19 protein-coding genes are annotated in these 24,726 nt (G+C 52.9%); 11 read left to right on the top strand and 8 right to left on the bottom strand.

Going from position 1 to position 24,726, the window contains the following annotated elements:
- The first annotated feature begins 40 nt into the window (after positions 1–40).
- The 4 genes from BMX00_RS10340 (at position 41) to BMX00_RS10325 (ending at position 6,388) form a co-directional block, all read left to right on the top strand.
- Positions 41–1,882: an AMP-dependent synthetase/ligase gene (locus tag BMX00_RS10340; protein WP_090828950.1), complete on the top strand. Its 1,842-nt coding sequence runs from the start codon at positions 41–43 to the stop codon at positions 1,880–1,882.
- Positions 1,883–1,962: 80 nt separating this feature from the next.
- Entirely contained in the window at positions 1,963–2,376 is a 414-nt protein-coding gene (locus BMX00_RS10335) for an acyl-CoA thioesterase (protein ID WP_090828949.1), read from the top strand.
- Between the two features lie 49 nt (positions 2,377–2,425).
- Positions 2,426–4,939, top strand: coding sequence for a 3-hydroxyacyl-CoA dehydrogenase/enoyl-CoA hydratase family protein (locus BMX00_RS10330; RefSeq protein ID WP_177171843.1), 2,514 nt, complete (start codon positions 2,426–2,428; stop codon positions 4,937–4,939).
- 246 nt (positions 4,940–5,185) lie between these two features.
- Positions 5,186–6,388, top strand: a complete 1,203-nt coding sequence (locus BMX00_RS10325; RefSeq protein ID WP_090828948.1) for an acetyl-CoA C-acyltransferase — start codon at positions 5,186–5,188, stop codon at positions 6,386–6,388.
- 29 nt (positions 6,389–6,417) lie between these two features.
- Here the strand turns inward: BMX00_RS10325 and BMX00_RS10320 are convergent, their stop codons facing one another.
- Positions 6,418–6,603: a DUF3460 family protein gene (locus BMX00_RS10320; RefSeq protein WP_090828947.1), complete on the bottom strand. Its 186-nt coding sequence runs from the start codon at positions 6,601–6,603 to the stop codon at positions 6,418–6,420.
- 290 nt (positions 6,604–6,893) lie between these two features.
- Positions 6,894–7,661, bottom strand: a complete 768-nt coding sequence (locus BMX00_RS10315; protein ID WP_090828946.1) for a polyamine aminopropyltransferase — start codon at positions 7,659–7,661, stop codon at positions 6,894–6,896.
- A 227-nt stretch (positions 7,662–7,888) separates the two neighbouring features.
- Here BMX00_RS10315 and BMX00_RS10310 point away from each other — a divergent pair, with 227 nt between their 5' ends.
- Positions 7,889–8,380 (top strand): hypothetical protein, encoded by a 492-nt coding sequence (locus BMX00_RS10310; protein WP_090828945.1) that lies wholly within the window; start codon positions 7,889–7,891, stop codon positions 8,378–8,380.
- 300 nt (positions 8,381–8,680) lie between these two features.
- Entirely contained in the window at positions 8,681–10,048 is a 1,368-nt protein-coding gene (locus BMX00_RS10305) for an SEL1-like repeat protein (RefSeq protein ID WP_245728012.1), read from the top strand.
- A gap of 194 nt (positions 10,049–10,242) precedes the next feature.
- Here BMX00_RS10305 and BMX00_RS10300 read toward each other — a convergent pair whose 3' ends face one another.
- The gene (locus BMX00_RS10300) at positions 10,243–10,428 is read right to left on the bottom strand and encodes a hypothetical protein (protein WP_090828943.1); all 186 of its coding nucleotides are present in this window, start codon (positions 10,426–10,428) and stop codon (positions 10,243–10,245) included.
- Between the two features lie 212 nt (positions 10,429–10,640).
- On the opposite strand from BMX00_RS10300, the gene BMX00_RS10295 reads away from it, so the two are divergent.
- On the top strand, positions 10,641–11,108 hold the full coding sequence (locus BMX00_RS10295) for a hypothetical protein (protein WP_245728011.1): 468 nt from the start codon (positions 10,641–10,643) through the stop codon (positions 11,106–11,108).
- Between the two features lie 351 nt (positions 11,109–11,459).
- Positions 11,460–11,954, top strand: coding sequence for a hypothetical protein (locus BMX00_RS10290; RefSeq protein WP_090828942.1), 495 nt, complete (start codon positions 11,460–11,462; stop codon positions 11,952–11,954).
- A 129-nt stretch (positions 11,955–12,083) separates the two neighbouring features.
- Here BMX00_RS10290 and chaB read toward each other — a convergent pair whose 3' ends face one another.
- A complete protein-coding gene (chaB, locus tag BMX00_RS10285; RefSeq protein WP_090828941.1) occupies positions 12,084–12,311 on the bottom strand; it encodes a putative cation transport regulator ChaB in 228 nt (75 codons plus the stop codon).
- A 1,812-nt stretch (positions 12,312–14,123) separates the two neighbouring features.
- Entirely contained in the window at positions 14,124–14,507 is a 384-nt protein-coding gene (locus BMX00_RS14395; RefSeq protein ID WP_143053091.1) for a hypothetical protein, read from the bottom strand.
- Positions 14,508–15,129: 622 nt separating this feature from the next.
- Here BMX00_RS14395 and BMX00_RS10270 point away from each other — a divergent pair.
- Positions 15,130–16,752 carry a dihydroxyacetone kinase subunit DhaK gene (locus BMX00_RS10270; RefSeq protein WP_090829016.1) on the top strand — a complete coding sequence of 541 codons (1,623 nt, stop codon included), beginning with the start codon at positions 15,130–15,132 and terminating at the stop codon, positions 16,750–16,752.
- A gap of 290 nt (positions 16,753–17,042) precedes the next feature.
- Here BMX00_RS10270 and BMX00_RS10265 read toward each other — a convergent pair whose 3' ends face one another.
- The 3 genes from BMX00_RS10265 to BMX00_RS10255 are packed head-to-tail and all read right to left on the bottom strand — an operon-like array spanning position 17,043 to position 21,359.
- On the bottom strand, positions 17,043–20,351 hold the full coding sequence (locus BMX00_RS10265; protein WP_218141537.1) for a P-loop NTPase fold protein: 3,309 nt from the start codon (positions 20,349–20,351) through the stop codon (positions 17,043–17,045).
- Positions 20,275–20,748 carry a TIR domain-containing protein gene (locus BMX00_RS15135; RefSeq protein ID WP_090828937.1) on the bottom strand — a complete coding sequence of 158 codons (474 nt, stop codon included), beginning with the start codon at positions 20,746–20,748 and terminating at the stop codon, positions 20,275–20,277. The genes BMX00_RS10265 and BMX00_RS15135 overlap by 77 nt, the downstream gene beginning before the upstream one ends.
- 50 nt (positions 20,749–20,798) lie before the next feature.
- Positions 20,799–21,359, bottom strand: a complete 561-nt coding sequence (locus BMX00_RS10255) for a recombinase family protein (protein ID WP_090828936.1) — start codon at positions 21,357–21,359, stop codon at positions 20,799–20,801.
- 418 nt (positions 21,360–21,777) lie between these two features.
- On the opposite strand from BMX00_RS10255, the gene BMX00_RS10250 reads away from it, so the two are divergent.
- Positions 21,778–23,769: a tetratricopeptide repeat protein gene (locus BMX00_RS10250; RefSeq protein WP_090828935.1), complete on the top strand. Its 1,992-nt coding sequence runs from the start codon at positions 21,778–21,780 to the stop codon at positions 23,767–23,769.
- 10 nt (positions 23,770–23,779) lie between these two features.
- On the top strand, positions 23,780–24,382 hold the full coding sequence (locus BMX00_RS10245) for a hypothetical protein (protein WP_143053090.1): 603 nt from the start codon (positions 23,780–23,782) through the stop codon (positions 24,380–24,382).
- The last annotated feature ends 344 nt before the right edge of the window (positions 24,383–24,726 follow it).

Below are 24,726 nucleotides of genomic sequence, written 5' to 3'. Positions count from 1 at the left end.
GCTGTAATAATAGCTGCAGATACAAGAGGGCAGAGACACCATGCAAACCAGGGAACAGGACCCGGAGGATATTATTCCGGTGGAGGTGGCGGAAACGCTCGACGGATTGTTCCGCGAGCGCTTGCGCCGTTCGCCCCAGAATATAGCCTATCGCGATTACGACCGCTCCAGCGGCAAGTGGCGTGATCTCACCTGGTCACAAATGGATGAGCGCATTGCCCACTGGCAGGCCGCTTTCTCGCGAGAAAATCTATCGCCCGGCGACCGGGTAGCCGTGATGCTCAGGAACTGCCCGGAATGGGTCATATTTGAGCAGGCGGCGATGAGGCTGGGACTTGTGGTCGTACCGCTCTATACAGCCGACCGGCCCGAAAACGCCGCTTATATCCTGCGGCACGCGAATGCAAAGGTGTTATTACTTGAAGAATTGGCCCAATGGCAAGCCTTTTCCGATGTCCGCGAGCAGATGAGCGATCTTGTGCGCGTCATCACGATCCAGAGGGAGCCCGACAAGACGGATGACGGCGTGGTGCGGGCGCTGTATGACTGGCTCCCCGAAAGGGGAGCTGAGCAACCGCCTGGAGAGACTGGAGCGGTACCGCATGTCAACCGCGATCCACATCAACTGGCAACGATCATCTATACCTCCGGCACTTCCGGCCGGCCGAAGGGGGTAATGCTGAGCCATTACAATATACTCACGAATGCTCGCAGCAGCCTGGAGGTCGTGCAGATACGACCGGATGACCTGTTGCTTTCATTCCTGCCGCTATCGCACACTTTTGAGCGCACGGGCGGCTACTACGTCCCGATGATGCGCGGCGCAACGGTCGCCTACGCCCGCTCGGTTCATCAGCTACAGGAGGATTTGCTGACCATCCGTCCCACCATTCTGGTTTCGGTACCGCGAATCTACGAGCGTATTTATGGCGGGATTCGCGCGAAACTGGTGGAAGGGCCGGCGCTGAGCAGGAAGCTGTTCCATATGGCGGTCGAGATCGGCTACAGCCGTTTTGAACATCAGCAGGGACGAGGCCCCCGGCGCGCTTCCCACCTGCTATGGCCGTTGCTCGAAACCCTGGTCGCAAAAAAAGTAATGAGCAAGCTCGGCGGGCGGCTTCGCGGAGCAATGAGCGGCGGAGCGGCATTATCCAGTGGAGTTTCGCGCATTTTTATCGGACTGGGGCTGCCTATCCTTCAGGGATACGGCATGACCGAAAGCAGTCCGGTGGTATGCAGCAATACCTTTGACGACAATGTCCCGAGCAGCGTAGGACGGCCTATTCCCGGGGTGGAAGTGAAACTCGGCGAAAACGACGCGTTATTGATTCGCGGCCCCAATGTAATGCTGGGTTACTGGAAGGATACGGAAGCCACCCAGGCAGTCATAACGCCGGACGGCTGGCTCAATTCCGGAGATATCGCGCGCATCGATGAAACGGGCCGGATAACCATCACCGGGCGGCTGAAGGAAATCATTGTCATGTCTACCGGCGAAAAAGTCCCGCCAGCGGATATGGAGGCGGCAATCCTGCATGATGCACTGTTCGATCAAGTCATGCTGATCGGCGACGGTCGATCCTATTTAAGTGCCCTGGTCGTCCTGAATTCGCGCAATTGGCAAAACATCGCGGTGCAGTATGATCTTGACCCCGACTGGCGCCAGCTATTGCGCGACCATAAGTTTGAAGAAATCCTGCTGGAGCGAATTGCTCATCAGATACGGGAGTTTCCCGGCTATGCCAAAATATACCGCGTGGCGCTCGCGCATGAGCCCTGGACTATCGACAATCATATGCTCACACCAACCTTGAAGCTGCGGCGAACGCGCGTGCTTGACCACTACAAGGCCGAGGTGGAAAGACTTTACGACGGCCATTGAACCCCTGCTACTGGCAAGTTTACGGCTGCCGATTTCGACAGGAGTAGCAGGGTATGGCGATAAGCTGAGACAGGGATAGAATGGATAGCCAACCGGAAAACCAGGTATCACTGCCTGATGATGATCCGATACTGCGCCTGGTACCCATGCCCACGGACACCAACTATGCGGGCGACGTATTTGGCGGCTGGATCATGGCGCAGGTGGACATTGCTGGCAGCCTCCCCGCGATCCGACGCGCACGCGGACGGGTAGCCACTGTGGCGGTGAACTCATTCGTATTCAAGCAACCGGTGTTTGTAGGGGATGTGGTGAGCTTCTATGCCAATATCGTAAAAACAGGCCGCACATCCATCACCGTGGACGTTGCTGTTTATGCCCAGCGCGGCCTGCGCCAGGGCAGTGATGAAGTATGCATAAAGGTTACGGAGGCGGTGCTTACTTACGTAGCGGTGGATGAGCATCGCAAACCGCGCGTCCTTCCGGACGAGTAAAAAAAGCGGCTCACAAGAGGAGGGTGCGAAATTGAATAACAGCAAATTCATGGTGCGCAAAGTCGCAGTGCTCGGTGCAGGCGTCATGGGGGCGCAGATTGCGGCACATCTGGTTAATGCCAATGTGGAAACACTGTTGTTCGAGCTTCCCGCCGAGCAGGGGGACCCCAATGCCAGCGTGATCAAAGCGGTGGAAAATCTGAAAAAACAGGAGCCCGCGCCCCTGTCGGTCCCGGCCCGCGCAACCTCCATTCAACCTGCGAACTATCGGCAGAATCTTGCATTGCTCAAGGACTGCGATATCGTAATCGAAGCGATCGCCGAGCGCGTTGACTGGAAAACGGGTCTATATCAACAGGTAGCGCCGCATTTGGGCGAACACACGATTTTCGCCAGCAACACATCCGGACTCTCGATCAATCAATTGGCGCGGGCTTTCCCTGAAAACCTGCGCCATCGTTTTTGCGGCATTCATTTTTTTAATCCGCCGCGCTACATGCATCTGGTGGAGTTGATTGCCTGCCAGGAAAGCGACGCCGCGATGCTCGACAGCCTGGAAGAGTTCCTGGTGACTTATCTGGGTAAAGGCGTCATACGTGCGAAGGATACGCCCAATTTTATCGCCAATAGGGTGGGCGTGTTTTCCATTCTTGCCACAATGCATCATGCCAGGGAATTTGCCCTTGGATTTGATGTGGTCGATGCGTTGACGGGTCCACTGATCGGCCGCCCCAAAAGTGCCACGTTCCGTACCGCCGACGTGGTGGGACTGGATATCCTCGCGCACGTGATCAATACCATGCGAGACGCATTGGCTGGCGACCCCTGGCACAAACATTATGCCGTGCCCGGCTGGTTGCAGACTTTGGTAGACAAAGGTTCGCTCGGGCAGAAAACCAAACGCGGGATATATCAGAAGGTGGGCAAGGAAATCCGGGTGCTAGATGTCGGGCGCCAGGAATACGTCCCGTCCGCGGGCGAGGCTGACAACGACATAAAGGAATTGCTCAAACGCAAAAATCCTGCGGATAAACTCGCCGAGCTGCGCGCCAATGCACATCCACAGGCCCAATTTCTATGGGCAATATTTCGCGACCTGTTCCACTATTGCGCCGTCCATCTTGGCACCATCGCCGACAATGCGCGCGACCTGGACTTTGCGATGCGCTGGGGTTTCGGCTGGAATCAAGGCCCGTTTGAGACCTGGCAGGGGGCGGGATGGAGCAAAATTGCCGGATGGATAGACGAGGACATCGCGGCAGGCAAAAGCATGAGCACGACGCCGCTACCCGAATGGGTGCGCGACCTTGGACGGCAAGCCAGCCCGGCCGTAAATACAGATATAGAGGGTGTCCACCGGGTGCATGGCTCGTACGCGCCCGCCACGAACACCTTCCATCCACGCTCGACTTTACCCGTGTACCGGCGGCAACTGTTCCCGGATCGGTTGCTCGGCGAGCCAGCGCAATACGGTGAAACCATCTTTGAAACCGATGCAGTACGGATGTGGCACACCGTTGATGATACCCGGCATGATGGCGTAGCCATTCTCAGCTTCAAGAGCAAAATGCATACCATTGGCAGCGATGTGCTGGATGGGGTTCAGCAGGCTATCGATGAAGCGGAGCGCAATTGGCGGGCGCTAGTGATCTGGCAGACCGAACCGCCCTTCTCCGCTGGAGCCAATTTGCAGAAAGCCACGGAGCGCCTGAAAAGCGGTGAACCCCCCTCCGCCTTCGGTCTATTGGCAAAAAAGCTTAAAAAAACGGCTCAGTCCGCCGTCCTCAAGGCCGCGCGCAGCCTGAATCTCGCCGACGCCCTGATGGCGGGAAAACTTGCCGAAGTGGAAGCAATGATAGCGCAGTTCCAGCAGACCTCGCAGGATCTCAGGTATTCGATGATCCCGACCGTTGCAGCGGTGGATAGGCTTGCCCTGGGGGGCGGCTGCGAATTCGTGATGCACTGCGATCGCGCGGTAGCCACCCTGGAAAGCTATATCGGCCTGGTGGAAGCAGGCGTAGGCCTGTTACCCGCAGGGGGCGGCTGCAAGGAACTCGCGTTGAGAGCAGCGCAGGATGCAAGGAATGGTGATCCGTTTCCTCTGCTGAAAAATTACTTTCAACTTGTCGCGACCGCCCAATTGTCAAAAAGCGCGGAGCAGGCGAAAGAACTAGGATACCTGCGCCGCGCGGACCCGATAGTAATGAACCGGTTTGAACTGCTGTATGTTGCCAAGGCGCAGGCGCTCGCGCTGGCTGAAGCGGGCTATCGTCCCCCGCTCAGGGCACGCGATATCCCGGTCGCCGGCTCGACCGGCATTGCCACCATCAAGGGCATGCTGGTGAACATGCGTGAAGGGAACTTCATTTCCGAACATGATTACCTGATCGGCAGCAAGATCGCCTACGTAATGTGCGGCGGCGACCTGACACCCGGCAGCCTGGTCGATGAAGACTGGTTCCTCGAGCTCGAGCGGACCGCGTTTATAGAATTGCTGGCGACGGAGAAAACGCAAGCGCGCATCGCGCATACTTTGAAAACTGGCAAACCGCTGAGAAATTAGCGCGAAAATGACATTCTGCTGAATACAGCATGCCCGATGGCTGGCGCGGTCTCGTGAACCATGCCTCATCTACCCGCGTCTAATTTACAATGGGATGGAGAACAAGGCGGGGAGAAACACGGCGGAAAGACCAAGGCGGGGAGGACAGTACATATAGTATGAGTACGAGTACGGCGAAGAAGCCGCAGAACGAAGCCAACGCGAGTATCGTTTCCGCTTTATTATGAATTAGCGTTAAAGGAATTTATGACAACCAGACAAACTCAGGATGCCTACATTGCCGCTGCCGTGCGTACTCCGGTAGGCAAGGCACCACGCGGGATGTTCAAGACCGTGCGGCCAGATGACATGCTCGCGCATGTGTTGAAAGCTGCGTTGGATCGATGCCCCGGACTCGACCCGGCAGCCATTGACGACGTGATTGCCGGTTGCGCCATGCCGGAGGCGGAACAGGGCATGAATGTCGCGCGTATAGCACTCTTGCTGGCAGGACTACCAAATAATGTTCCCGGAATGACGGTCAATCGTTTCTGCGCGTCGGGCCTCCAGGCAGTGGCGCTCGCCGCAGATCGCATCCGGCTGGGCAATGCCGATATTATTATCGCTTCCGGCACGGAAAGCATGAGCATGGTGCCCATGACAGGAAACAAGATGTCGCTGGACCCGGCGATATTTGAGCATGATGAGAACGTCGGCATTGCCTACGGCATGGGCATAACCGGAGAAAAAGTGGCGCAGCGATGGCAGGTCAGCCGTGAGGCACAGGATGAATTCGCCGTGACCAGCCATGCCAGGGCACTAAAAGCCATCGAGGCAGGTGAATTCAAGGATGAAATTGCACCTTATAAAGTGGAAGAGCACCGGCCCGACATTGCCTCGCATGAAGTCCGCAGCGTATCGGCCATAAGGGACACCGATGAAGGCCCGCGCCCCGGCACCAGCGAAGAAGTTCTATCCAAGCTGAAACCGGTGTTCGCGGCCAATGGCTCGGTAACCGCCGGCAACAGCTCTCAGATGTCCGATGGCGCCGGCGCGGTCGTGGTCGCGAGCGAAGCGGCACTGAAGCGCTTCAATCTTACCCCCATCGCCCGTTTCCTTGGCTACTCGGTGGCCGGTGTTCCCCCGGAAATCATGGGTATCGGCCCGGTCAAAGCCATACCCAAGGTCCTGCAACAGGTTGGCTTGAAGCAGGATGACCTCGAGTGGATCGAACTGAACGAGGCCTTCGCAGCCCAGAGTCTTGCGGTCATCAACGAGCTGGGGCTTGACCGCGCCAAAGTCAATCCCCTGGGCGGGGCTATTGCACTGGGCCATCCCCTCGGCGCAACCGGTGCCATACGGGTCGCCACGCTGATGCACGGCCTGCGCCGGCATCAGCAGAAATACGGCATGGTTACAATGTGCGTGGGAACCGGCATGGGCGTCGCGGGTGTGTTCGAGGCGCTTTGAAGCAAACGCCGGGACGTTAAACTGCCGGGTTACTTCCCGAAATAGACGTACGCTTTCTGGGGTACCCCTGATTCCTTGAAACGCTTGCGCTCGTCCGGATCCAGTTTTTTATCCCACCAGATGGCGCGCGCTTTTTTTTGCTCCTCCGGCAGTTGCGGATTTTTTTCGAACAATTCGCGCATGAACTTGGTGTGGTCAGATTCATATAGTTTCATTGTCTGATTATCCTTTCGTTGATTTATGCGTAGAACCGCCGATTATTACGGGCTTGGGTACCACGAACTTTACCATACTGCTTCATGCTCGCACAGCCCAGCATGGATAGCATCGGTAGAGGGAGGAGCGTAGCGCAACCCATCGGCAATTGATGGGTGCAGCTTGCAGCTTCACCGTCTGGCGAGCTACCTACCCTTCCTACCCGAGGCCTTGATGAGCTGTGCTTTACTTATCCGGTGCTTGTTTCCCAGGCCACACAATACACCGCATGCTCAAGGTTTGGGTCGCTCTATTTGGGCCGCTCTAATTTCCTGGCGAATTCCGTAAAAGGCAGCGCAAATTCATTTTCAAGTTTTTTTGCGCGCTCCGGCAAAGCTGCCCATACACGTTTGCCCGGGTTCTGCCTGAAAGCGAAAGCGATCAGATTGCCAGGCGGGTCAGCCGCCAATGTTGAGACGTGGCCGGAAAAGCTGGTCTTGATGCGGCTCAGGTAGTTTTGACAGCTCTTGTCTCTGCTGAGCAGATTAACCACTAGTAACCCACTGCGTTTCAATACCGCGTGGGCGTGGTTGTAAAAGTCCTGCGTGCAAAGCGAAGCAACCTGACAGCCATCGTCGAAGCCGTCAACCATCAGCACATCCGCGCTGGCGGGATGGCCGGCGATATATTCGCCCCCTTCCCCGATCACCACTTGCAGACGCTCATCATCGGGCGGCACAGAGAAATAATTACGCGCGGCTGCAATGACTTGTGGATTGATCTCAACCACGGTGGTTTTTGTACGGGATAGCCGATGGTAGACAAATTTCGCCAAAGAGCCTCCCCCTAACCCAATCATCAGGATATTTTCCGGATGAGGATGGAACAGCATAAAGCCCATCATGCAGCGCGTGTAAGCCAGTTCCAGTTGATTGGGAACGGTCAACCTCATGGCACTCTGTACCATGCTGTTGCCCAGGTGAAGCGAGCGAACGCCATTCCGCTCGCTCAGATGAACACATGATTCTTCCCGGGGACGCCGGGCGTTCAGCGTTGAAAAGCCTTGTGTCAAACCCATGCGGTTATCCTGATTGCGCCCTGGTGATGCCGCGAGTTTTGCTTTACAACTCGCTACATTTGACCTACTTTAATGAAACCCCGGGAAAGGGTGAAAACCCCGGAAAGGGCAGATCATCAATTGAGGCAAGATCACCCTTCAGGGAAATGGTCCGCCCTCTTTGATGGATTATTCCGAATTGCGGGTTCACAATCGCTCTAAAAGCGTCGAGATTCAAGGTTCAAGCCATGAATAAATCAATTGTAGTCTTCCTTGCGTCATCCTGCCTCTTATCGGCCTGTGCGAGTATCGGGTTAGAAGAAAAAACGGAAACGTATGGGGCAAAATTCACGGGAAACCATAATACTCTGGCGCGCTGTGTCGTCAACAGCCTGCAGTCGGACAGCCGGTGGCTTATCCGGGGCCTGCAATATGACGTTCGGCAATATCCCGGGATCGAGGCCACCGAAATTTATGCCTACCCGTCTGGCTCACTGCCGGGCACCTATGCCCGTAACTCACCAGAAAACCCTGACGCCGTGATCAGTTATAACCCACCTGTACCTGTGACCCATACGTTTTCGCCGGCTGCCAACTACAGCCGCAAGGCGGCCCCCGGTTATTCGTTCCTTTTAACGTTAAAAAGGACCGATAATTCGACAGTGGTCGCAACACTTGCCGGAAAGCGCTACGAGGCCCGCATCGCATGGGAAAAGCTGAAGGCGTGCTCGGCTGATTAAAACCCTTTAATGACGCCGGTCGATTCCCCGCTTATCCAGTCAGTATCTTTTCAAACCCAGCAAAACGGGAAAATGCCTCCGGCCTCCGGCGCATCGTCATTTTACGTGCTGTTCGCGATAAAATGCATTTTTGGAAAACTCCGGGTCTACTGAAATAATGATGGGTAAATGATGTACTTATCCAAGTCCCCAAGGAAGTCCCCGAGGGCGATATCCGCGCTGCGAACAGCTGGGCTGGCATTCATATTGCTCGTTCTCCCGATGCCTTTACCCGTGCTGGCGGGAGACTTTGAGGATGGAATGCAATTCATCCTCGCCAAGGACTACCCCAAGGCCGTGGAATCCTTCAAAAAAGCCGGAGCCCAGGGTAATGCGGATGCGCAGTTCAATCTGGGCGTTCTATATTCTCAAGGGCGCGGCGTTCCCCAGGACCATGAGCAGGCTGCGAACTGGTTTCGCAAGGCTGCGGAGCAGGGAGATGTGCCAGCAGAGTCGATGTTAGGCTTCCTATACCTCAAAGGCCAGGGGGTCAAGCAGGATTACCAGCAGGCAATGTTCTGGTATCTCAGAGCCGCGGAAAAAGGGTATGCCATAGCCCAGCACAATCTGGGTGTCATGTACGCAAAAGGGCAAGGGGTTGCCCAGGACTATCAGAAAGCGCTGTCGTGGTACCTCAAGGCGGCGGATCAGGGCCACGCCCCCGCGCAGGCCATCCTCGCTTTCATGTACCTCAAGGGACAGGGTGTAGAACAGGACGATAAACAGGCAGCATCCTGGTATCAAAAAGCCGCGGAAGGTGGATACGCGGAGGCGCAATATGCGCTTGGCGTTCTCTACGCCAAAGGCCGCGGTGTGCCGCAAAAAGATCAGGAGGCGGTATCCTGGTACCGTAAGGCCGCTGAACAGGGGAACCCGGACGCTCAATTCAATCTTGGCATTTCATACGCCGCCGGCACGGGCATTGCGCAGGACGACCAACAAGCCACGTCCTGGTATCTCAAGGCAGCGGACCAGGGAAATGTAAAAGCCCAATTCAAGCTTGGCGTGGCATATGCCCGAGGCCGCGGCGTCACGCAGAATGATTATGATGCGGTGACCTGGTACCGCAAGGCGGCGGAGCAAGGCTATGCGCCCGCTGAATTCAATCTCGGGACCATGTATGCCACCGGAAAAGGGGTCATGCCGGACGATCATCAAGCCGTGTCCTGGTACGCCAAGGCCGCCGAGCAGGACGATGCGGACGCACAATACAATCTGGGCGTGAGGTATGACACCGGCCGGGGCGTAGCCAAAGATGATCAGCTGGCTTTGTCCTGGTACCGTCAGGCGGCGGACCAGGGATATGCGCGTGCGCAATACAGCCTGGGGGTGAAATACGACAATGGGCAAGGCGTCGCGCAGGATTATGCACAGGCGCTGTCCTGGTATCGCAAAGCTGCCGAGCAGGGTCATCGCGGAGCGCAAACCAACCTGGGGATTCTATATTACAAGGGCAACGGGGTGAAAAAAGATTATGTGGAAGCGGACAAGTGGTTCAGTATCGCCAGCGCAGGTGGTTATGAGGATGCGAAAGAGAACCGGGAACTCATGGAAAAGCTCATGACGCCGGTACAGGTCGCTGAAGCGCAGCGATTAGCGGACGAATGGGCAAAGGTGCATCAGAAGTGAATAGGATATGAATCAGTTGCAGCGCAACGGCAGCGCATAGGTAGCCCATAGCCGCCCACGGCGAGCTCCCAGCCGCGTATGGCCGCCCCAGTCTTTGGGACTGGGGAAAAAATAAACGAGAACCAATAAATAAAATGGCCGAGCGCGTGTGGGTGCTTTGCGTGTGTTCGCCTTTGCCCCGCCAAGCTACCAAGCTATTTGGCCTGTTGAGCCGTCCCCTTCTCCTTGGCGATGGGACTCTGGACCGTGTACCCCTTCTCTTTCATCTTGTATCCTCCATAAGCTCCCGCTCCTCCCGCGACCAGATACCAGCAGCCCGAGAGCATCGGAATCAACGCGAGAAGTATGCCCAGCCGAACTATTTTCTTCTTCATCTTCATTGCAATTCTTCTTATTGGGGTAGAAACTGCAATTTTAATCCATAAATCACTCTTCAGAACAGGGGGTTGTAAACTTGAATCCTGCCTCGCGCCAGTAGTTGGTGATGATTCGGCGTGCCTTCGCAGAACGGTATCGATGAGCCCCAGGTGGAGGGTCCTGGCTCGGATATAACCAGATTGTTCGGCTAGAATAAAATTTTGGAGGGACTTTCATGAGTACAGTGTCGGAATCCATGCCGCGGATCAGGCGGTTGCTGGTTGTTGCACTGGTCATGCTTTTGCCGGCATGCCAATCGACGGATACACGGCAGGTTGGCGGGCTGCTCGGCAGCATAGGTGGTGCTATTGGAGGGAGCTACCTGGGAAGATATATCGGGGGCGGTACAGCGGGCAGTATCGCGGCGTCTGTCCTAGGGGGTGTGGCGGGTTGGTATGTGGGCGCCGGGATTGGGGAGCGTCTGGGAAAGAATGACCAGCAAAAGATGGTCGAGGCATCGCAACGAGCATACGATACCGGGCAACCGCAGACTTTCAGTAGCCCCGATAGCGGCGTGAAAGGCAGGGCTGAGATTGTGTCACCGGCCCAGCAAGCTCAAAATCCTGAATGCAAGACCATCAGGCAAACCGTCGTACTCAAGGATGGGAAAACGATTACCGAGGACGTCAATAACTGCAAGTAATAGGTCCTGATGCGCGTGTGCATGCTGGATATTTTCAAGTGAATCCGATACGCCGCCGTTAATCTCACCGTGGCGGCTCACTGTGGCGATCGTGGCGGAATCAGAAACCTGTGCCATGCTCTAGGGGGCCTTGCCTGACAAGCTCAGCGGTCGTCTCATAAATACCTCTACCATACCTCTACGATCGGTCGCCAACGGAGGCTCAGCTCCCGTTTTAATTTATGATCAGCCTTGCGAACGCATGTGTCGGGCTTAAGGCAAGGGACCGCAAGAATGGTATTATTCTCATTAATTCGATAATGAAGCCGTTATTGTTGAAATGGTTGGTTTAGGAAGTTTAACTGCATTGCTATGAAACAGAAAAAAGGGAAACCGTCCCCGAAGATAATATCGCTCAGCCAGAAAAACTCGAGCACCGGGCTTGAAGAGCTTAGGCAATCTCATTCCGTTCTTCAAGCCCTTATTGCGCTAGTGCCTGCCGGCATCCGAAGCGAATTTGTTGAGTTGCTGCAATCTCTTGCCGAAGATGGCAAATCTCCAGAATCGTCTGATTCTGAACGTCGGCGCGCTCTCCAGATTGTGGAAGAAATCTGCAGGCAAGAGCCTCCCGTCGGGCAAACTGCACGGTATGAACTCGAGCGCAGAGCGGGAGATAGACGACGGGGTGATAGACGACAACCCAATAATTTCGGAAGACCCTGGACGTTGGAACAGCTGCAGACCTTGGAAACCCTTGCCAATCAGAACACGCCGATAAGACGAATTGCGCTCAGGCTGGGCAGGACTTCAACCGCAATTCAGTCCAAAGCCAGGGAGATCGATCTGCCCCTCAAGCTGATCAGTTAGCTTCAGCCCACAGGCAGGTGGATTGAGAAATTCGGCGCGGTAATGTTCGCAGCCATTCGCGGGAACAACCGGAATCATCGTAAATCTCCCAGTCAGGAGCGGAAGGTTTTACGACGTGATCGAAGAAGATCATGACTTCCGGCGCCATTCGTCGCCGACTTTTTCATATTCCTTCTTTACCGCCGCCCAGGCTACCTTATGGGCGGTTTCCTCTCGAGACGCATGGCCTTTGCGCTCCTCCGGGTCCTTGTACTCATCCCAGGCATTATTGAAGGCCGCCCGGTAAATCTCCTGGGCATGCTTCGGCAACACGTTTTTAACATTCTCGGGAAGGTCATCCAGTGTTCGGTAGGGCATGGTGCGTCTCCTGAAATCCGTCTCTTGAAATTTATTAGGAAAGACGTCGCAGCAGCTAAACCAAGGAAGCGGGTTTAGCTTATGAATTCGGTTGATAGGCACCAGGATTCTATTTCCTATGTGTCTAACGCTGGCAGCTCTGCCTATAGCAATAGCTTGGAAGCCCTTTTTAACTCCCCGTAGCCCCACCTTAAGCTCGACTGTGCGGAATGCCACCCGCTAAATAGAGACTTCGGGCGCAAAATGAGCAAGGACTAATCCGTGTTTCCGTCAACGATCCTCGGATACACCAGGTTAACCGGCTTGCCTAACGGTCAAGAAGAAGGGGCCGTATTTAATACCCCCCTGATCCTGCTGACGTTCCAGAGGTGCTCGAGCCCTGCGAGGAACTCGATCCCATCCCCGTAGACTGCCCGGTTGAGCGTGGTCCTTCCGACCTTGAGTAATAGTAATCTCTTGACGAGTCTTTTCCGTACGTGTGCGAGCCTGACCCTTGGGACTTTGCATAGTCGGCTGATTGGTCTTTTCCATATGCATGTGAGCCTGACCCTTGCGAGATTGCATAGTCGCGTGCCGCGTCTTTACCGTATGTGTAGGTGCCCGGGTTCGAGATGGAGCTGGCTGATTTTTTGGCTGTGCTACTTTGAGCTTGAACAGTGCCTACTGCAGCAAACATGGCGGTAACGATAAGGATCGATCGAGCCGTATTTTTCAAAGCGAAAGTATTTTTCATGGCCGTTTCCCCATTTCAATTCAGCAAAATTGCTGAATCAAAATAGTACGCCAGCGCGAGAGTTGTTCCGTACGTTGCCGTACCAAGCAAACGCGCGAAATTAGCTCATGGATCGCATCTAACCCCCGGCCTGTCACGGAGCCTAACAATTTGCTCACCCGTATATCCTTCTTCGGGGCCGTTCCACTCTCGAATGGAAGAATTGGAGGCTGATCCTAATTTCTCGTATGTTTGATGGCGGGATAGTTTCGAATATGCATGGAGAGCCCTCGGCTATTTTTGTTAAGCATTTGAAGGAGCGCTGTGCGAAATATTTTAGTACCGCAGGGCCTGCTTTCTTAAGCAAAGTTATCAACTACTTCGGGGGTCATGAACAGGCAATGCGCGAGGTTTGTGAAAGCGTGCAATATTGGGTAACAGCGGTTTCCCACCAGCAGGGTGCGTTAACAGCATTGCAAGAACGCGTTACATCGTTTTGCGCTTGTGAAAAGTGCGGGAATTCTTGCCGCCGAGTTTGAAATACTGCCCTCCAATATAAGGGAAATTAACGAGTCGGTTTTAAGTGTGTGGAGAGCGTGGCTAGATGACGCCCGTAAGCTGAGTGACGGAGATCGTGGAGTGAGAAATGTACGCGAGTTTCTGCAAAAGCATGCTATGTCGAGATTCGATGCTGGCAGAGGCCATGCCTCTCTAATTAGAGATTGTGCTGGCTATCGGAATAAAGATTTATTTCTTTTCAACGATGCCGGTTTTAAGGAGGCATGTGGCGAATTTGACCCGCGCCTAGTTGCAGCCGAACTACTAAAGCGTGGGGATGTTGGTCGTGGACGATCCTGGGCGGTATAAAAGCAAGCGCTCCATACCGGGCGAACTGGGACGTCAGCGATTTTATGCAATAAGAGAAGCTGTTTTAGAAAGTGATTAACCAGCCGTAGAAGGAGATGGTTTAAGCAACAATCGATGCGAATAAATTGGCCTTTTCCTCTTCATGCGTAACAAACCGTTTGTAATCCGCGAGCAGGGAATTCAGGCGACTCGCCTCTACTGTTACTATCCCCCTCAAGTTTAGCTCTATTTTTTTAATTTGGTCCGGCGTGGCCACATCTGCAGCTTAATTGAAAATTCCTCTCGCCCTTGGTGCGATTCAAAAGCGGCTCAATCACATCACGAAAAAATTGGGGTGACGTAAGCTGGTTAACGCATTTTATAAGCAGACCTTCTGAAAAATAGGTTTCAGAAGGTGGAGCATACGGCCCAGTGTGTGTTAGTTTGTACTGTTGGCTTTCTGCTACTCTTCGGTAATTGCCGCCAACTTTAACAAAAATCCGATTTACCAATTCACTCAGCAATTCACTCTCGATGACGCCATCAACGGCGTTAAGATTGACTAAATTCTCTTCTATTGTCGGGATAGCGAAATGTCGGGCGAAGCGATCCTTGTCAATGACGGATAGAAATTGCAAGGTGGCGCGCCAGGGTTCCCAATTTTTCGCAATCGCTTTATAGATTTTTTCTGCTTGAGCTTCCGTGCAACTCCTAATAAATTCTGCCGGGAAAAAATCTAGGAGGCTTTTATGTATGAAGGTGATATCTCACCCGTCTTCTTGAAGCAAGCACGCTACTTTTACAATATCGTGTTTAAAACCATCCTGGTCGCACTTTTCATCTGTAAATTTCAAAGCATCAGAAAATGCGGTATTAAATTGTTCAAGTTTTAACGTGACGGTAAAATTCCGGCTTAGAACGGAAAAACAAAAAGCTGCGAATAATTGGGCAAGTTGTCCTTCCGCTAATCCGGATTTATGAGTACGTTTAAAAGCCGGCTTCGTTCCCTGCTGGAAACACGAGCATATCCGTAGAGCGCCATGGATCAGTACTTGTCTCGTTAACCTTTAGAGCCTTGAAAAATAGCATGCCGGAAATCGCAAAACAACCCTATTGAGACACGAGAAACGTCTCATGGCGGCTACCCGTTTGGGTATATCGATACGGTACAATTTGAAATGTCGGTAAATGCTTGTTGAGCAACGGATGTTGCGTGCGCAGCTTTTTGATCCAGCAAAAATTCAGTCAGATAGGGAAAACATGGCCCAGTTCATCAACACCAAAGAAAACATCGTCACCGAAGCCGTCGATGGTCTGGTCGCGGCGTCTGGCGGTAAGCTGGCGCGGCTCGACGGCTATCCGCATATACGGGTGGTCGTACGCAATGACTGGGACAAGTCCAAGGTCGCGTTGATCTCGGGAGGCGGATCGGGCCACGAACCGGCACATGCGGGTTTCGTCGGGGAAGGGATGCTGACGGCTGCGGTGTGCGGCGACATCTTCGCCTCGCCGACAGTCGACGCGGTACTGGCAGGCATCCTTGCCGTGACGGGATCGTCCGGCTGCCTGCTCATCGTCAAGAATTATACCGGTGACCGATTGAATTTCGGGCTGGCGGCCGAACGCGCTCGCCAGTTCGGCTTGAATGTCGAGATAGTCATCGTCGACGATGATGTGGCGTTGCCCGACTTGCCCCAAGCCCGCGGCGTCGCCGGCACGCTTTTCGTGCACAAGATAGCCGGCGCGTTGGCCGAGAATGGTGCCGACTTGGCGCAGGTCGCCGCGGCCGCGCGCAAGGTCGTGTCAAAGACAAAAAGCATCGGCATGTCGCTAAACACCTGCACCATCCCAGGTTCGCCAAAGGAGGATCGCATCCCGCCCGGCATGGCCGAGCTTGGGCTTGGCATCCACGGTGAAGCCGGGGTTGAGCAGGTCGAGTTCAAGGACGCGAGCGAAGCTGTCGCTGCCCTGGTCGAGCGCCTGTCAGCTGCAATGGAAGAAAAGCCGCATGTCGCTATGGTCAACAATCTCGGCGGCACGTCGGTCATCGAGATGTCGATCATCCTCAACGAAATCCGGCGGTCAGCGATTGGCGAGCGGATAACCCACGTCATCGGGCCGGCGGCCATGATGACATCGCTCGACATGCATGGCTTCTCGATTTCAGCCTATCCTGCCGACGATGCCGAGATCGCCCTGCTCAAGCAGCACACGCCGCTGGCAGCATGGCCGCGGGTCTCCCGGCTAGGCCAGGTCGCGATTCAGGCGCTTCCGGACGGCCTGACGCCTGTCGTTCCGATGCCCTCGATGCACAAGCCGACCAGGGAGTTCCTGACCAGTTGCTGCGAGGTTCTGATCGCCGCCGAGAACGACCTCAACGCGCTTGACGCGAAGTCAGGCGATGGCGACACCGGCAGCACGCTAACCGGCGCGGCACGCGCCCTGATCAGCGCCGTGGACCGATTGCCACTTGCCGACCATACCCAGCTCTATCGAGCCATTGGCTTGGAGCTTTCCCAAACCATGGGAGGCTCGTGCGGTGTGCTCCTCGCCATCTTCTTCGCCGCAGCGGGCGATGCCGCCTCAAGCGGCTTGCCAATGCGCGAAGCGTTGCAGGCCGGGTTGCGGAGAATGCAGGAGATCGGCGGGGCACGTCCGGGTGACCGCACCTTGGTCGATGCCCTTGCACCGGCCCTTGATGCCCTGGAAGAGAGCCTGCCCGAGGCGGCGAAAGCCGCGCGTGCGGGTGCCGATCGCACTGCCCACATGAGCAAGGCGAATGCGGGCCGCGCTTCCTATGTCAATGCCAAGCATTTGGTCGGTCACGCTGATCCAGGTGCTGAGGCGGTCGCGCGACTGTTTGAACACTTGGCCAAATTTTAGATTGTAAGCATCTATCACATATATAGAATATGGTAAAAACATTCATGAACCCGCTCTTACACGGCTGGAAGCCGAAGAAGAGGATCCGAAAGTCACCGAATTGCGCACGATGCTTGATCAACGCATCGCAGAGGCGCAATTGCCGGATCTGATTCTCAGTATCGCCGCCGAAGTCCGCTTCAGTTGGATCATTCTCGGACGCGAGCCGCGCTCGCACCAAGAACTCCTCATGGCCTATGCCGACATCCTCGCGGACTGTCGCACTGTCGGGGTCGATTTATGTCCCCGCATTAAGAGAAGCCATTCCTTCCGGTTATTTCTTCGCTGGCTACTTTGAATGAATACCTAGAAACTTTAGGGGCTACACGCACCATGGATGCAAACATGTTCTCCAACTTTATGTGATTCTCAAGAAACCCCTTCACCGCGTGCCAATCTGGAGACATGGCGATCTCTTGGTTTTCATCCAAACGATTGAGAAAAGTGTGTATCGTGTTTGATTCACCAGTTTTCAGTGGCTTCTCTAGTTCATTCAAGAAATACAAAGAAATTGATGGGTTGCCGGTAATCAGTGCGAGCAAAATCATAACCGCCTTGAACTCGCCGCTCTTTCCATCTTTGCCAATAAATACGGCTATCTCCGTTGGTTGTAACCCGGCACGAATGAGTCTGTAGCAATTCAGAAATCTCTTGACAGCTCGGGGCGAGCGACCGATCAGCTTAGTCAACTCTTTCATGTACTCGATTTCTGAGTCACTGAGCGTCAAGCTCTCGGGTGCTAAATCGATTACTTCTTCGTCGTTGATCTGTTGCTGTTCGAGTTTGATGTGACGGCTAGCTGGCTGGGCCGTAGGTTCGCCATTTCTCACCGCTGTCGCCTGTTCACTTTGCTTCTCCTCCTGCATCTTCACCCCCACCGTCTCTTGCTGCGCCGAGGCGATTTGTCGTGCAGCTAAGGCAACAGGTCCATCGGAAAAGGCTGAAGTCTCCTTCTGCTGCACCTTATCGGTTTTCACTTCACTTGCCCCTTTCTGCTTATCCTTGCCGTCCCTGCCAACAACCTTTATACGGCTGTCCCTCGTAAGCCCTTCCAGCAACGTCCTGCATGTAACGTCTTCCATTGGCTTCAGCCAAAATGGAATCTGAAAAATCTTCTCGAGGTAGTCGTGGGGCGTAGCAATTTGTCTAGTGCTGAACTCATGCGGGTTGTTCGGTCTTTTTTCTTCCCCATGTTCAACTGTACGCAACCACTCGTAGCTTTCTTGCAGAGAATGAATCATCCATCTTGGATCGACAGAAACAACTACTACAAAAAGCGGAAAGGCGAGAAGTAAGTGAATTGCCTGCAAGACTTGGACGACGCGCTCAGGCGGACAGCGATCTAGGTCATCAATATAAAGTACGATCCGATTAATCGTGTTGCCATCCGTGGCTCCGTTACCCCCGAGTTCTTCTGCACGTTGCTCCTCAAACAGCGTCGACAGTTGTTCGAAGTCACGCCGAATTAGCGCCGGCACCCCTAAGTGCCTCCTGTAGTCATCGGCTGCTGCACGGTCTTCGATGAACTCGGCGAGAAGCCTGCCTGTTGTCGTCCCGGCGATCTCTGCTTCCAGCTCCTGCACTTGTAGGTTAATAGTATCGGCTTCGCGCTCCGCCTCTTTATACTGCTGCGTCATAACATCGAGCTCGCTTGTTAACTCCAGAATTCGCTTTTGCCGCTCCTGTTCGATTGAGTCTGCTTTTTCTTGCAGAGCAGACAACACCTTTCGAAATTGCTTCCAATAAGGCGTTATGGCGATCAGCAAAGTAAGCAAAAAGGTAATGGACGACGTTAAGAAGGCGCCGATATTCGCGAACACCTCACCGTAAGCAGTCAGCATCTCACGGAAGAAGTTGAAAGTGCTTGGCATAAGTGCGAGGATTCCAACGCCTGCTAAAGCTACGATCCACTTGCGAAGCTGCTCTGGGTCACTTTTCCAAAGGTTCCAATTGGCGCGCACGCGGTGGTACCGGCCCTGCACCTCCAAGTATTGCTTTTTCACAGCTGCTGCCGACGTTAGGGAATTCTTTGGTACGCCTAGTTGCTCTAGCAGCGCCTGCTGTTCCGCCGTGAATTCGATGGATACACTAAGCTGATTCAAAACGTTTAACGCCAGCTCGTCACGCAGTCTACTTAGTTCTGTAACCGTGTCGTCCCGACTGCTTTTTGCTTGCACAGCCCGATCGCGTGCTCGCGTCTCCTTTATTTTTAGTTGGGCTTTTCGCTCCTCCGCTTTAGCCTTTACTTGTCTCTTTAAGTCCAGTTTCTCTATCAGAACTTGGCGGCGGGTATCCGCGAGACTGCTGTCTTCCTGATCGGAGAATTTCAAGTTCGTAAAAATATGCTCGACCAGACTGGCCCACAAGTTTCCCTCAATGTAGTGCCAAGCATTGAATTCAATCTGCACGATGTTCTTGTAGTAGCCAACCGCATTCTGCTGCAAGCCGGAATTTCTAGCCTCACGCGATAGCTTTTCCACTCGTGCCTTTAATTGCCGCATGAAATGGGTTTTTCCAGAGCCCCAGTAGCCAAACAGACCGATGGAAAGCGGCGGCTGAACGGTCCATGCTGCAATCAGAGAAGCTAGTGCATTGACGTCGCGAGTAATGTTCAGCAGGTCTTCTCCCTGCCAGCAATCGGTCAGAAATCCGGGTAGAGGAACTCGGGTATGCGATTGAGTTTGCTGGGTAGGCGGCTCCTTCGGTATAGCGTCGTCGAGCCCAATACCAAGTTCGCCAGACTGTCTTGCTTCTCCAGGCAGCAGTATTTCGTGCCACGCGTTATGATCATCGCCGGGCAGGGACTTGATGACAAAGTCTAAGAAATTTTTGCGCAGCCGCATGAGGTCTACCCCCAGCGACAATATCTTCGCCGCCACACCCGTAGTCGCGTCAGGCGGTTGGTAGAGAAGTAGCGCCGCAAAAAGGTGACGCGAACTTATGACCCCCAATTGATTTTTGGCGGGGCTTGAGAACTCAGAGGCCTTTTTCGACTTCGTCTCGATCTCTGGCCGCGTCGTTTTCACCGAGAAGCGGTGAGCAGCGTTCAATACCGCGAGCATGCTGGTGCTAGGCACCTGTGCCAGATCCTTATAAGCCCCAAAATCGATTCCATCGGTTGAAGAATATTGGACGCGCGGGAATTCACGGTTAAAGATTATTTCATAGATTTTCCGAGTTCGGCTTTCCCGGAGTTCTTCCCAAAGGAACTGCGGAGTTCGAAAGAAATCGGACGAGTCACGTCCGCCCTCCGCAATTGCGAAGAGCAAACACGACGTCGTTACGAAACTCGTGTTTTCTTTAAACGCAGCTAGGACTTGAGCGCGGTGAACAATTTTATTGGCCTCATTAGACAGTTGATACTTTTCCAGATGTTTGGCTAGAGACTGCTCGCTCGGCCGGTCATATGAATCTCCCATTGAGGTCGCAAAAACAGTTTCGTCATCCCCTTGCTCAGTGGTATCTTCATTGCTGGTTCGGTTATCATTTTCTAAGGCAGTTTGACCGGTGCCTAGCTGCGAGAGCCCACAGGCTTTCCTGCTCCTCCTCCATGTGTGCACTAATCGGTTCTCCATCTAAGGGGAACACCTGCGTTTCACTCAGCCACTTTACTTCCCTCCAACTGCATGGTCTCAGTAAAATCGGGAAAAGACGCAAGTCGCGGCGTGCTCGCTGTTCGACCAGTGCAAGAGCTTCAAGCGAACTAAAGTGTGACGTCAAATACTGGGGTGAAATCAGCAACACAGCAACATTTGCCCTTTCAATGACTGGGCGAAACAGCGGACCGGGTTCCTTATTGCCCTCTATATCAGGGTGTTCTGACATCGAAATTCGATTGAAACCTGGCTCACGACTCAGGAGCGAATTCAATTTTTCTTGAAAAGCGGAGTCTGCAAGGTTGTAACTGATGAAAACGAGCGGCTGGTTAGGTATCGGTACCACAGAAGCTTGTGACATATCAATATCGACTTTCCAAGAGGAAGATCAGCTGCGATTTGGCCCTTCTGTCATCGTCTTATATATTGGTAAAGGGTCTCTCGACTTATTCCGAACTCTTTCGCCAGAGCCGACTTTTGGGCCCCCTCTGCGACTCTATGGCGAAGTACCGCAGCCTTCTCAAGGCTTAATGCTGGTTTCCTCCCCTTATAGACATTTCCTTTGGCTTTCGCCAAGGCTATCCCTTCCCGCTGCCTTTCTTTGATGAGCGACCGTTCAAACTGCGCAAACGCGCTAAGCATTGTAAACATGAGGGTGGAACGCGGGTCATCACTGCCAGCAGTGAAACTCATATTCTCTTTAATGAATTCAACCGATACGCCTCGGTCCTTCATTTCCCTGACTAGCCTGAGCATGTCCTCGACGTTACGCGCCAGTCTGTCCATGGAATGGACTACAAGCGTATCCCCTGCCCGAATGTGATTTAGGGCAGCCTGGAGTTGTGGTCGGTTTGTGTCCTTGCCTGATGCCTTGTCAGTGAATACTTTGTCGAGGTGAACCGCGTCGAGCTGGCGCTCGATGTTTTGATCGAGCGAGCTTACACGGATGTATCCAATTCTCTGGCTGGTCATGACGTGATCCTTTCACAAATAATGTCCGGATAGAGTCTATAACCGCCGCGGTTGCCTGTCAATTAATAGCTATATGATCCTAACTTGACGCAAAAACAGGCAGAAAAGTGTCAGGCAGATTTGTAAAGCTGGGGTGTACTTCAGAATGACAAAGCCAAAGTCCTTCAAATTTTAAATTATGAAATTTAACCAAATTTAACTGTTTTGTTACAACTTTTGTCTTTCTCGTGCTTATCCTTCAGACGTGGTCTGTGCCGATCATGTCTCTCGTGCCCAACTGATCCAGCCATTGATCGATAAGCGATGCGCCGACGCGATCCCCTTGCCAATCTTTGTCGTTGCTTCTCCATATGACTGAACTGTATAGTATGCTACATAAATAGTTTATCCTTAAATTTTGAACCGATATCAGCGACACATGAAGAGGCTCCTACTTGCGGTAACGCTCTTATTTCCCCCTGCTTTACAGGCTGATCCTGTCTCGGCCTTGGCTGAAAAAGCTATATCGGAGCTCAGTTCCAGAAGCGATATCGTGATGGTTATATTTGAGGCAAAAGACGATGTGAATTCTGTTCTAGTCAACCTCAAGACGGCAATGCGTACTCTCGACCCAGGTGGTGTTATGAATCCATACTGGATTGTTGGTTTTCCTGCCGAAGCAATCAACGCAAAAACCAGCTGTGGCGTCATAACAGGCCAGTGGTACGCTGGAGGAATCCCCCATCGTGGCCCATGGGAAAGAATCATGAGTCGAGCATTGCAGCAGAACGCAAGAGCGGCAGCTCTTCTATACACTCAAAATGGCGAATTTAGATTGACAGAAGAAAGCCGAGCACAGATGGCGAAATTGAAAAACACCTGTTTTACTGGGAGCAAAATATTAGGAGCCAATTTCAGCACATTGGGTTCGGGAATTGGACAGAATCACCCTCAAACGTTGTCTTCAAGACAATCTTCGGCCCCGACTCAGTCAAAGCCGGTTCAACTAACCCCTCGGGATCTCACTGCAAAACAATTGGCAGGTGATACGCTCGTCGGACATGCCTGTAACAGAAAATTGGAGATGGAAGTTAACATAGCAGAGGTTTTTCTGAACAATCCTAATCAACCTATGGATCCGCTGTTCGCCATTCGTGGATCTGTAAAAGCCACTCCCCCATCCAAACAAACAAGTGTGACGCCGCTAGTCGGCGCCATTTCTCGATCCAGTGGCGTATTAAATCTTTCCCCCCCCTACGCCGCCTCAAACCCAACTAATCACTTGCTGATATCTCTATTCAGAGACCAGGAGGGTCAAGGATGGGAGGGAATGATAGAGGGAATGGGTGGTGGCGAGTGCGATGACGTTCGCTTGATAAGCAAAAATGGAAATAACCCGGTTGCGTTTCCCCCAATGACCGGTGATCTAGCTTTGAAACTATCGGATCCTAGAATGGCGCCAAACTCGGCGATGTATCGCCTGTATTGGCTAAAAATAGCGGAAGCACGAGGTAATATTGATGCGACTTACTATCTGGGCGACGAATACGAGCGGCGAGGAAAAGCCTCGCCCCAAAATTATGCGCGTGCCCATCAGTATTACCAGGCGGCCGCGCAAAAAAATGATGATGCACGGGCTCAGTCTGCATTGGGACGTATGTACGAAGAAGGGCTCGGGACACAAGCAAATACAAAAACAGCGGAAAAATGGAAAGGCCTAGCAAAGACGACCGAAGAGGCTGCAGCCAAAGCTTGCGCGTCCCCTAAGGTACGTGATGCGGTTGAACGCCATACACGGCGAGAAAAAAGATCAGCTAACAATATGGGTTTATTAACTCAGGCTATAACAGGCATTAATGTAGATTTAGGGGAAATTGCAATCAGAAAAATAACCGCGAAAGACGTGATTTCCATCAATAAGCCGTTTCTATGCAAAATTGAGGGTGAAAGGGTTAATGCAAGTGTTGAAAAACAAGAACCAAACTTCGTTGCTGCAACTGACCAATATGGGCGCACATATTACTATGACAATACTATTGGACAAGTTACATCCGCGCTTGCCTCCGGTATTGTTACCAATATGATCAAAGCTATGCCTTACAGCTATACAGCTAGGTTAAAACCGATGGGTAACGGGCGTTATACCTTTGAACATGGCGTTGACTCTGAATTATTAGATTTAGGTTATATAGAAAAAAGGCCCGTAGTTAAAGAATCTCAAGCTAAAACACCTACCCAGGTAAACAAACCGGAGAACAAGAAAGAAGATCTCGCTCGCGCGGCCGAAAAATTTAACAATTCGACCCAGGAACCATCTGGTAGTCAGGTACCAGGCAGTAGTCAGAAACCAGCCGATCAAAATCAAGAGGTAATTGCTGAAGAAATTCCAAATATAGAAGGGTGGGCTAGGGATTTCTTCAAAAAACAATAAGGAGCCAAATATGAGAAAACTAATGCCAGTAATAATGGTAATAGCAGTGGCAGTAGGTGGTTGTGCGAATACGAGTAAAGGTCAGCAGGCTGCGATGGGAGCAGCTTTAGGTGGATTGGCAGGGGCGGGCCTTGGCGCAGTCATAGGGGGAAAACATGGTGCCCTTATCGGTGCCGCGACGGGAGCGGCGCTAGCTGGAATAGCTACTTATAGTTTTGCCAGTGATCCTTATACGCAATCTGCAACCCAGCAAGCTGACGCTTGGAAAAAACAAACAGGGGTTGAACCGGCTCCAGTTAAAGTCTCTGAAGTCATCGAGAGCGGCAAAACCAAACAACAAATTGATGTGCAGAAAATGGCTTTGTCCAATACTCAATTCGTCACAAACAATCGTTTGTCGCCCCTCGTTAAACAACAATTAACCGCTGCAAAATCTAAATCAGAGGGAACAGGTGGAATCGTCCATGTTCTTTATCCCCCTAATACGCCAGTCGATGTTCTACAGGATCTGCGTAGTACCGGTGTCAGTATTGAGCGAGATAACACTCTCAAAGATGGCTATGTAATCCTTCTGGCTAGAAGTCAGAATGACCTGGATCTCTTCCGGGGCTAATTTCCAGCCTTTTCTTGATTGCCCCAAGTCTTCGTCGCCTATCCCACAATGGTTGCGACCTGCGCGAAGGCGATTCCAGCACAACAGTCTGTGAATTCTCGCCATTCGTTAAGGAAATAGAGTTATGACGGCTAGGAAGCCACGAATTTTTATTAGTTATTCCCATGATAACTCAACCGAACTTTTGGCCTTGTCTGCCTGACGTCCCCCCAATTCTGCTGGGATTCAAAACTAGAATCTGGCCGCTTCTGACGTCCCCCCAATTCTGCTGGGATTCAAAACTAGAATCTGGCCGCTTCTGGCAGTCTGACCTGCTTGGTTTTAACGTATTCGCTTGGGGTCAG

It is taken from the genome of Nitrosovibrio tenuis (genome assembly GCF_900109785.1).
Taxonomy (GTDB): Bacteria; Pseudomonadota; Gammaproteobacteria; order Burkholderiales; family Nitrosomonadaceae; genus Nitrosospira; species Nitrosospira tenuis_A.
The sequence above is the reverse complement of the archived record's forward strand: the minus strand, read 5'-3'. Positions and strand labels throughout refer to the sequence as shown.

Coding starts and splice junctions, on each gene's coding strand:
- BMX00_RS10340 (WP_090828950.1), top strand. CDS start 41: ATGCAAACCAGGGAACAGGACCCGGAGGATATTATTCCGGTGGAGGTG.
- BMX00_RS10335 (WP_090828949.1), top strand. CDS start 1,963: ATGGATAGCCAACCGGAAAACCAGGTATCACTGCCTGATGATGATCCG.
- BMX00_RS10330 (WP_177171843.1), top strand. CDS start 2,426: ATGGTGCGCAAAGTCGCAGTGCTCGGTGCAGGCGTCATGGGGGCGCAG.
- BMX00_RS10325 (WP_090828948.1), top strand. CDS start 5,186: ATGACAACCAGACAAACTCAGGATGCCTACATTGCCGCTGCCGTGCGT.
- BMX00_RS10320 (WP_090828947.1), bottom strand. CDS start 6,603: ATGAAACTATATGAATCTGACCACACCAAGTTCATGCGCGAATTGTTC.
- BMX00_RS10315 (WP_090828946.1), bottom strand. CDS start 7,661: ATGGGTTTGACACAAGGCTTTTCAACGCTGAACGCCCGGCGTCCCCGG.
- BMX00_RS10310 (WP_090828945.1), top strand. CDS start 7,889: ATGAATAAATCAATTGTAGTCTTCCTTGCGTCATCCTGCCTCTTATCG.
- BMX00_RS10305 (WP_245728012.1), top strand. CDS start 8,681: ATGCAATTCATCCTCGCCAAGGACTACCCCAAGGCCGTGGAATCCTTC.
- BMX00_RS10300 (WP_090828943.1), bottom strand. CDS start 10,428: ATGAAGATGAAGAAGAAAATAGTTCGGCTGGGCATACTTCTCGCGTTG.
- BMX00_RS10295 (WP_245728011.1), top strand. CDS start 10,641: ATGAGTACAGTGTCGGAATCCATGCCGCGGATCAGGCGGTTGCTGGTT.
- BMX00_RS10290 (WP_090828942.1), top strand. CDS start 11,460: ATGAAACAGAAAAAAGGGAAACCGTCCCCGAAGATAATATCGCTCAGC.
- chaB (WP_090828941.1), bottom strand. CDS start 12,311: ATGCCCTACCGAACACTGGATGACCTTCCCGAGAATGTTAAAAACGTG.
- BMX00_RS10270 (WP_090829016.1), top strand. CDS start 15,130: ATGGCCCAGTTCATCAACACCAAAGAAAACATCGTCACCGAAGCCGTC.
- BMX00_RS15135 (WP_090828937.1), bottom strand. CDS start 20,748: ATGTCACAAGCTTCTGTGGTACCGATACCTAACCAGCCGCTCGTTTTC.
- BMX00_RS10255 (WP_090828936.1), bottom strand. CDS start 21,359: ATGACCAGCCAGAGAATTGGATACATCCGTGTAAGCTCGCTCGATCAA.
- BMX00_RS10250 (WP_090828935.1), top strand. CDS start 21,778: ATGAAGAGGCTCCTACTTGCGGTAACGCTCTTATTTCCCCCTGCTTTA.
- BMX00_RS10245 (WP_143053090.1), top strand. CDS start 23,780: ATGAGAAAACTAATGCCAGTAATAATGGTAATAGCAGTGGCAGTAGGT.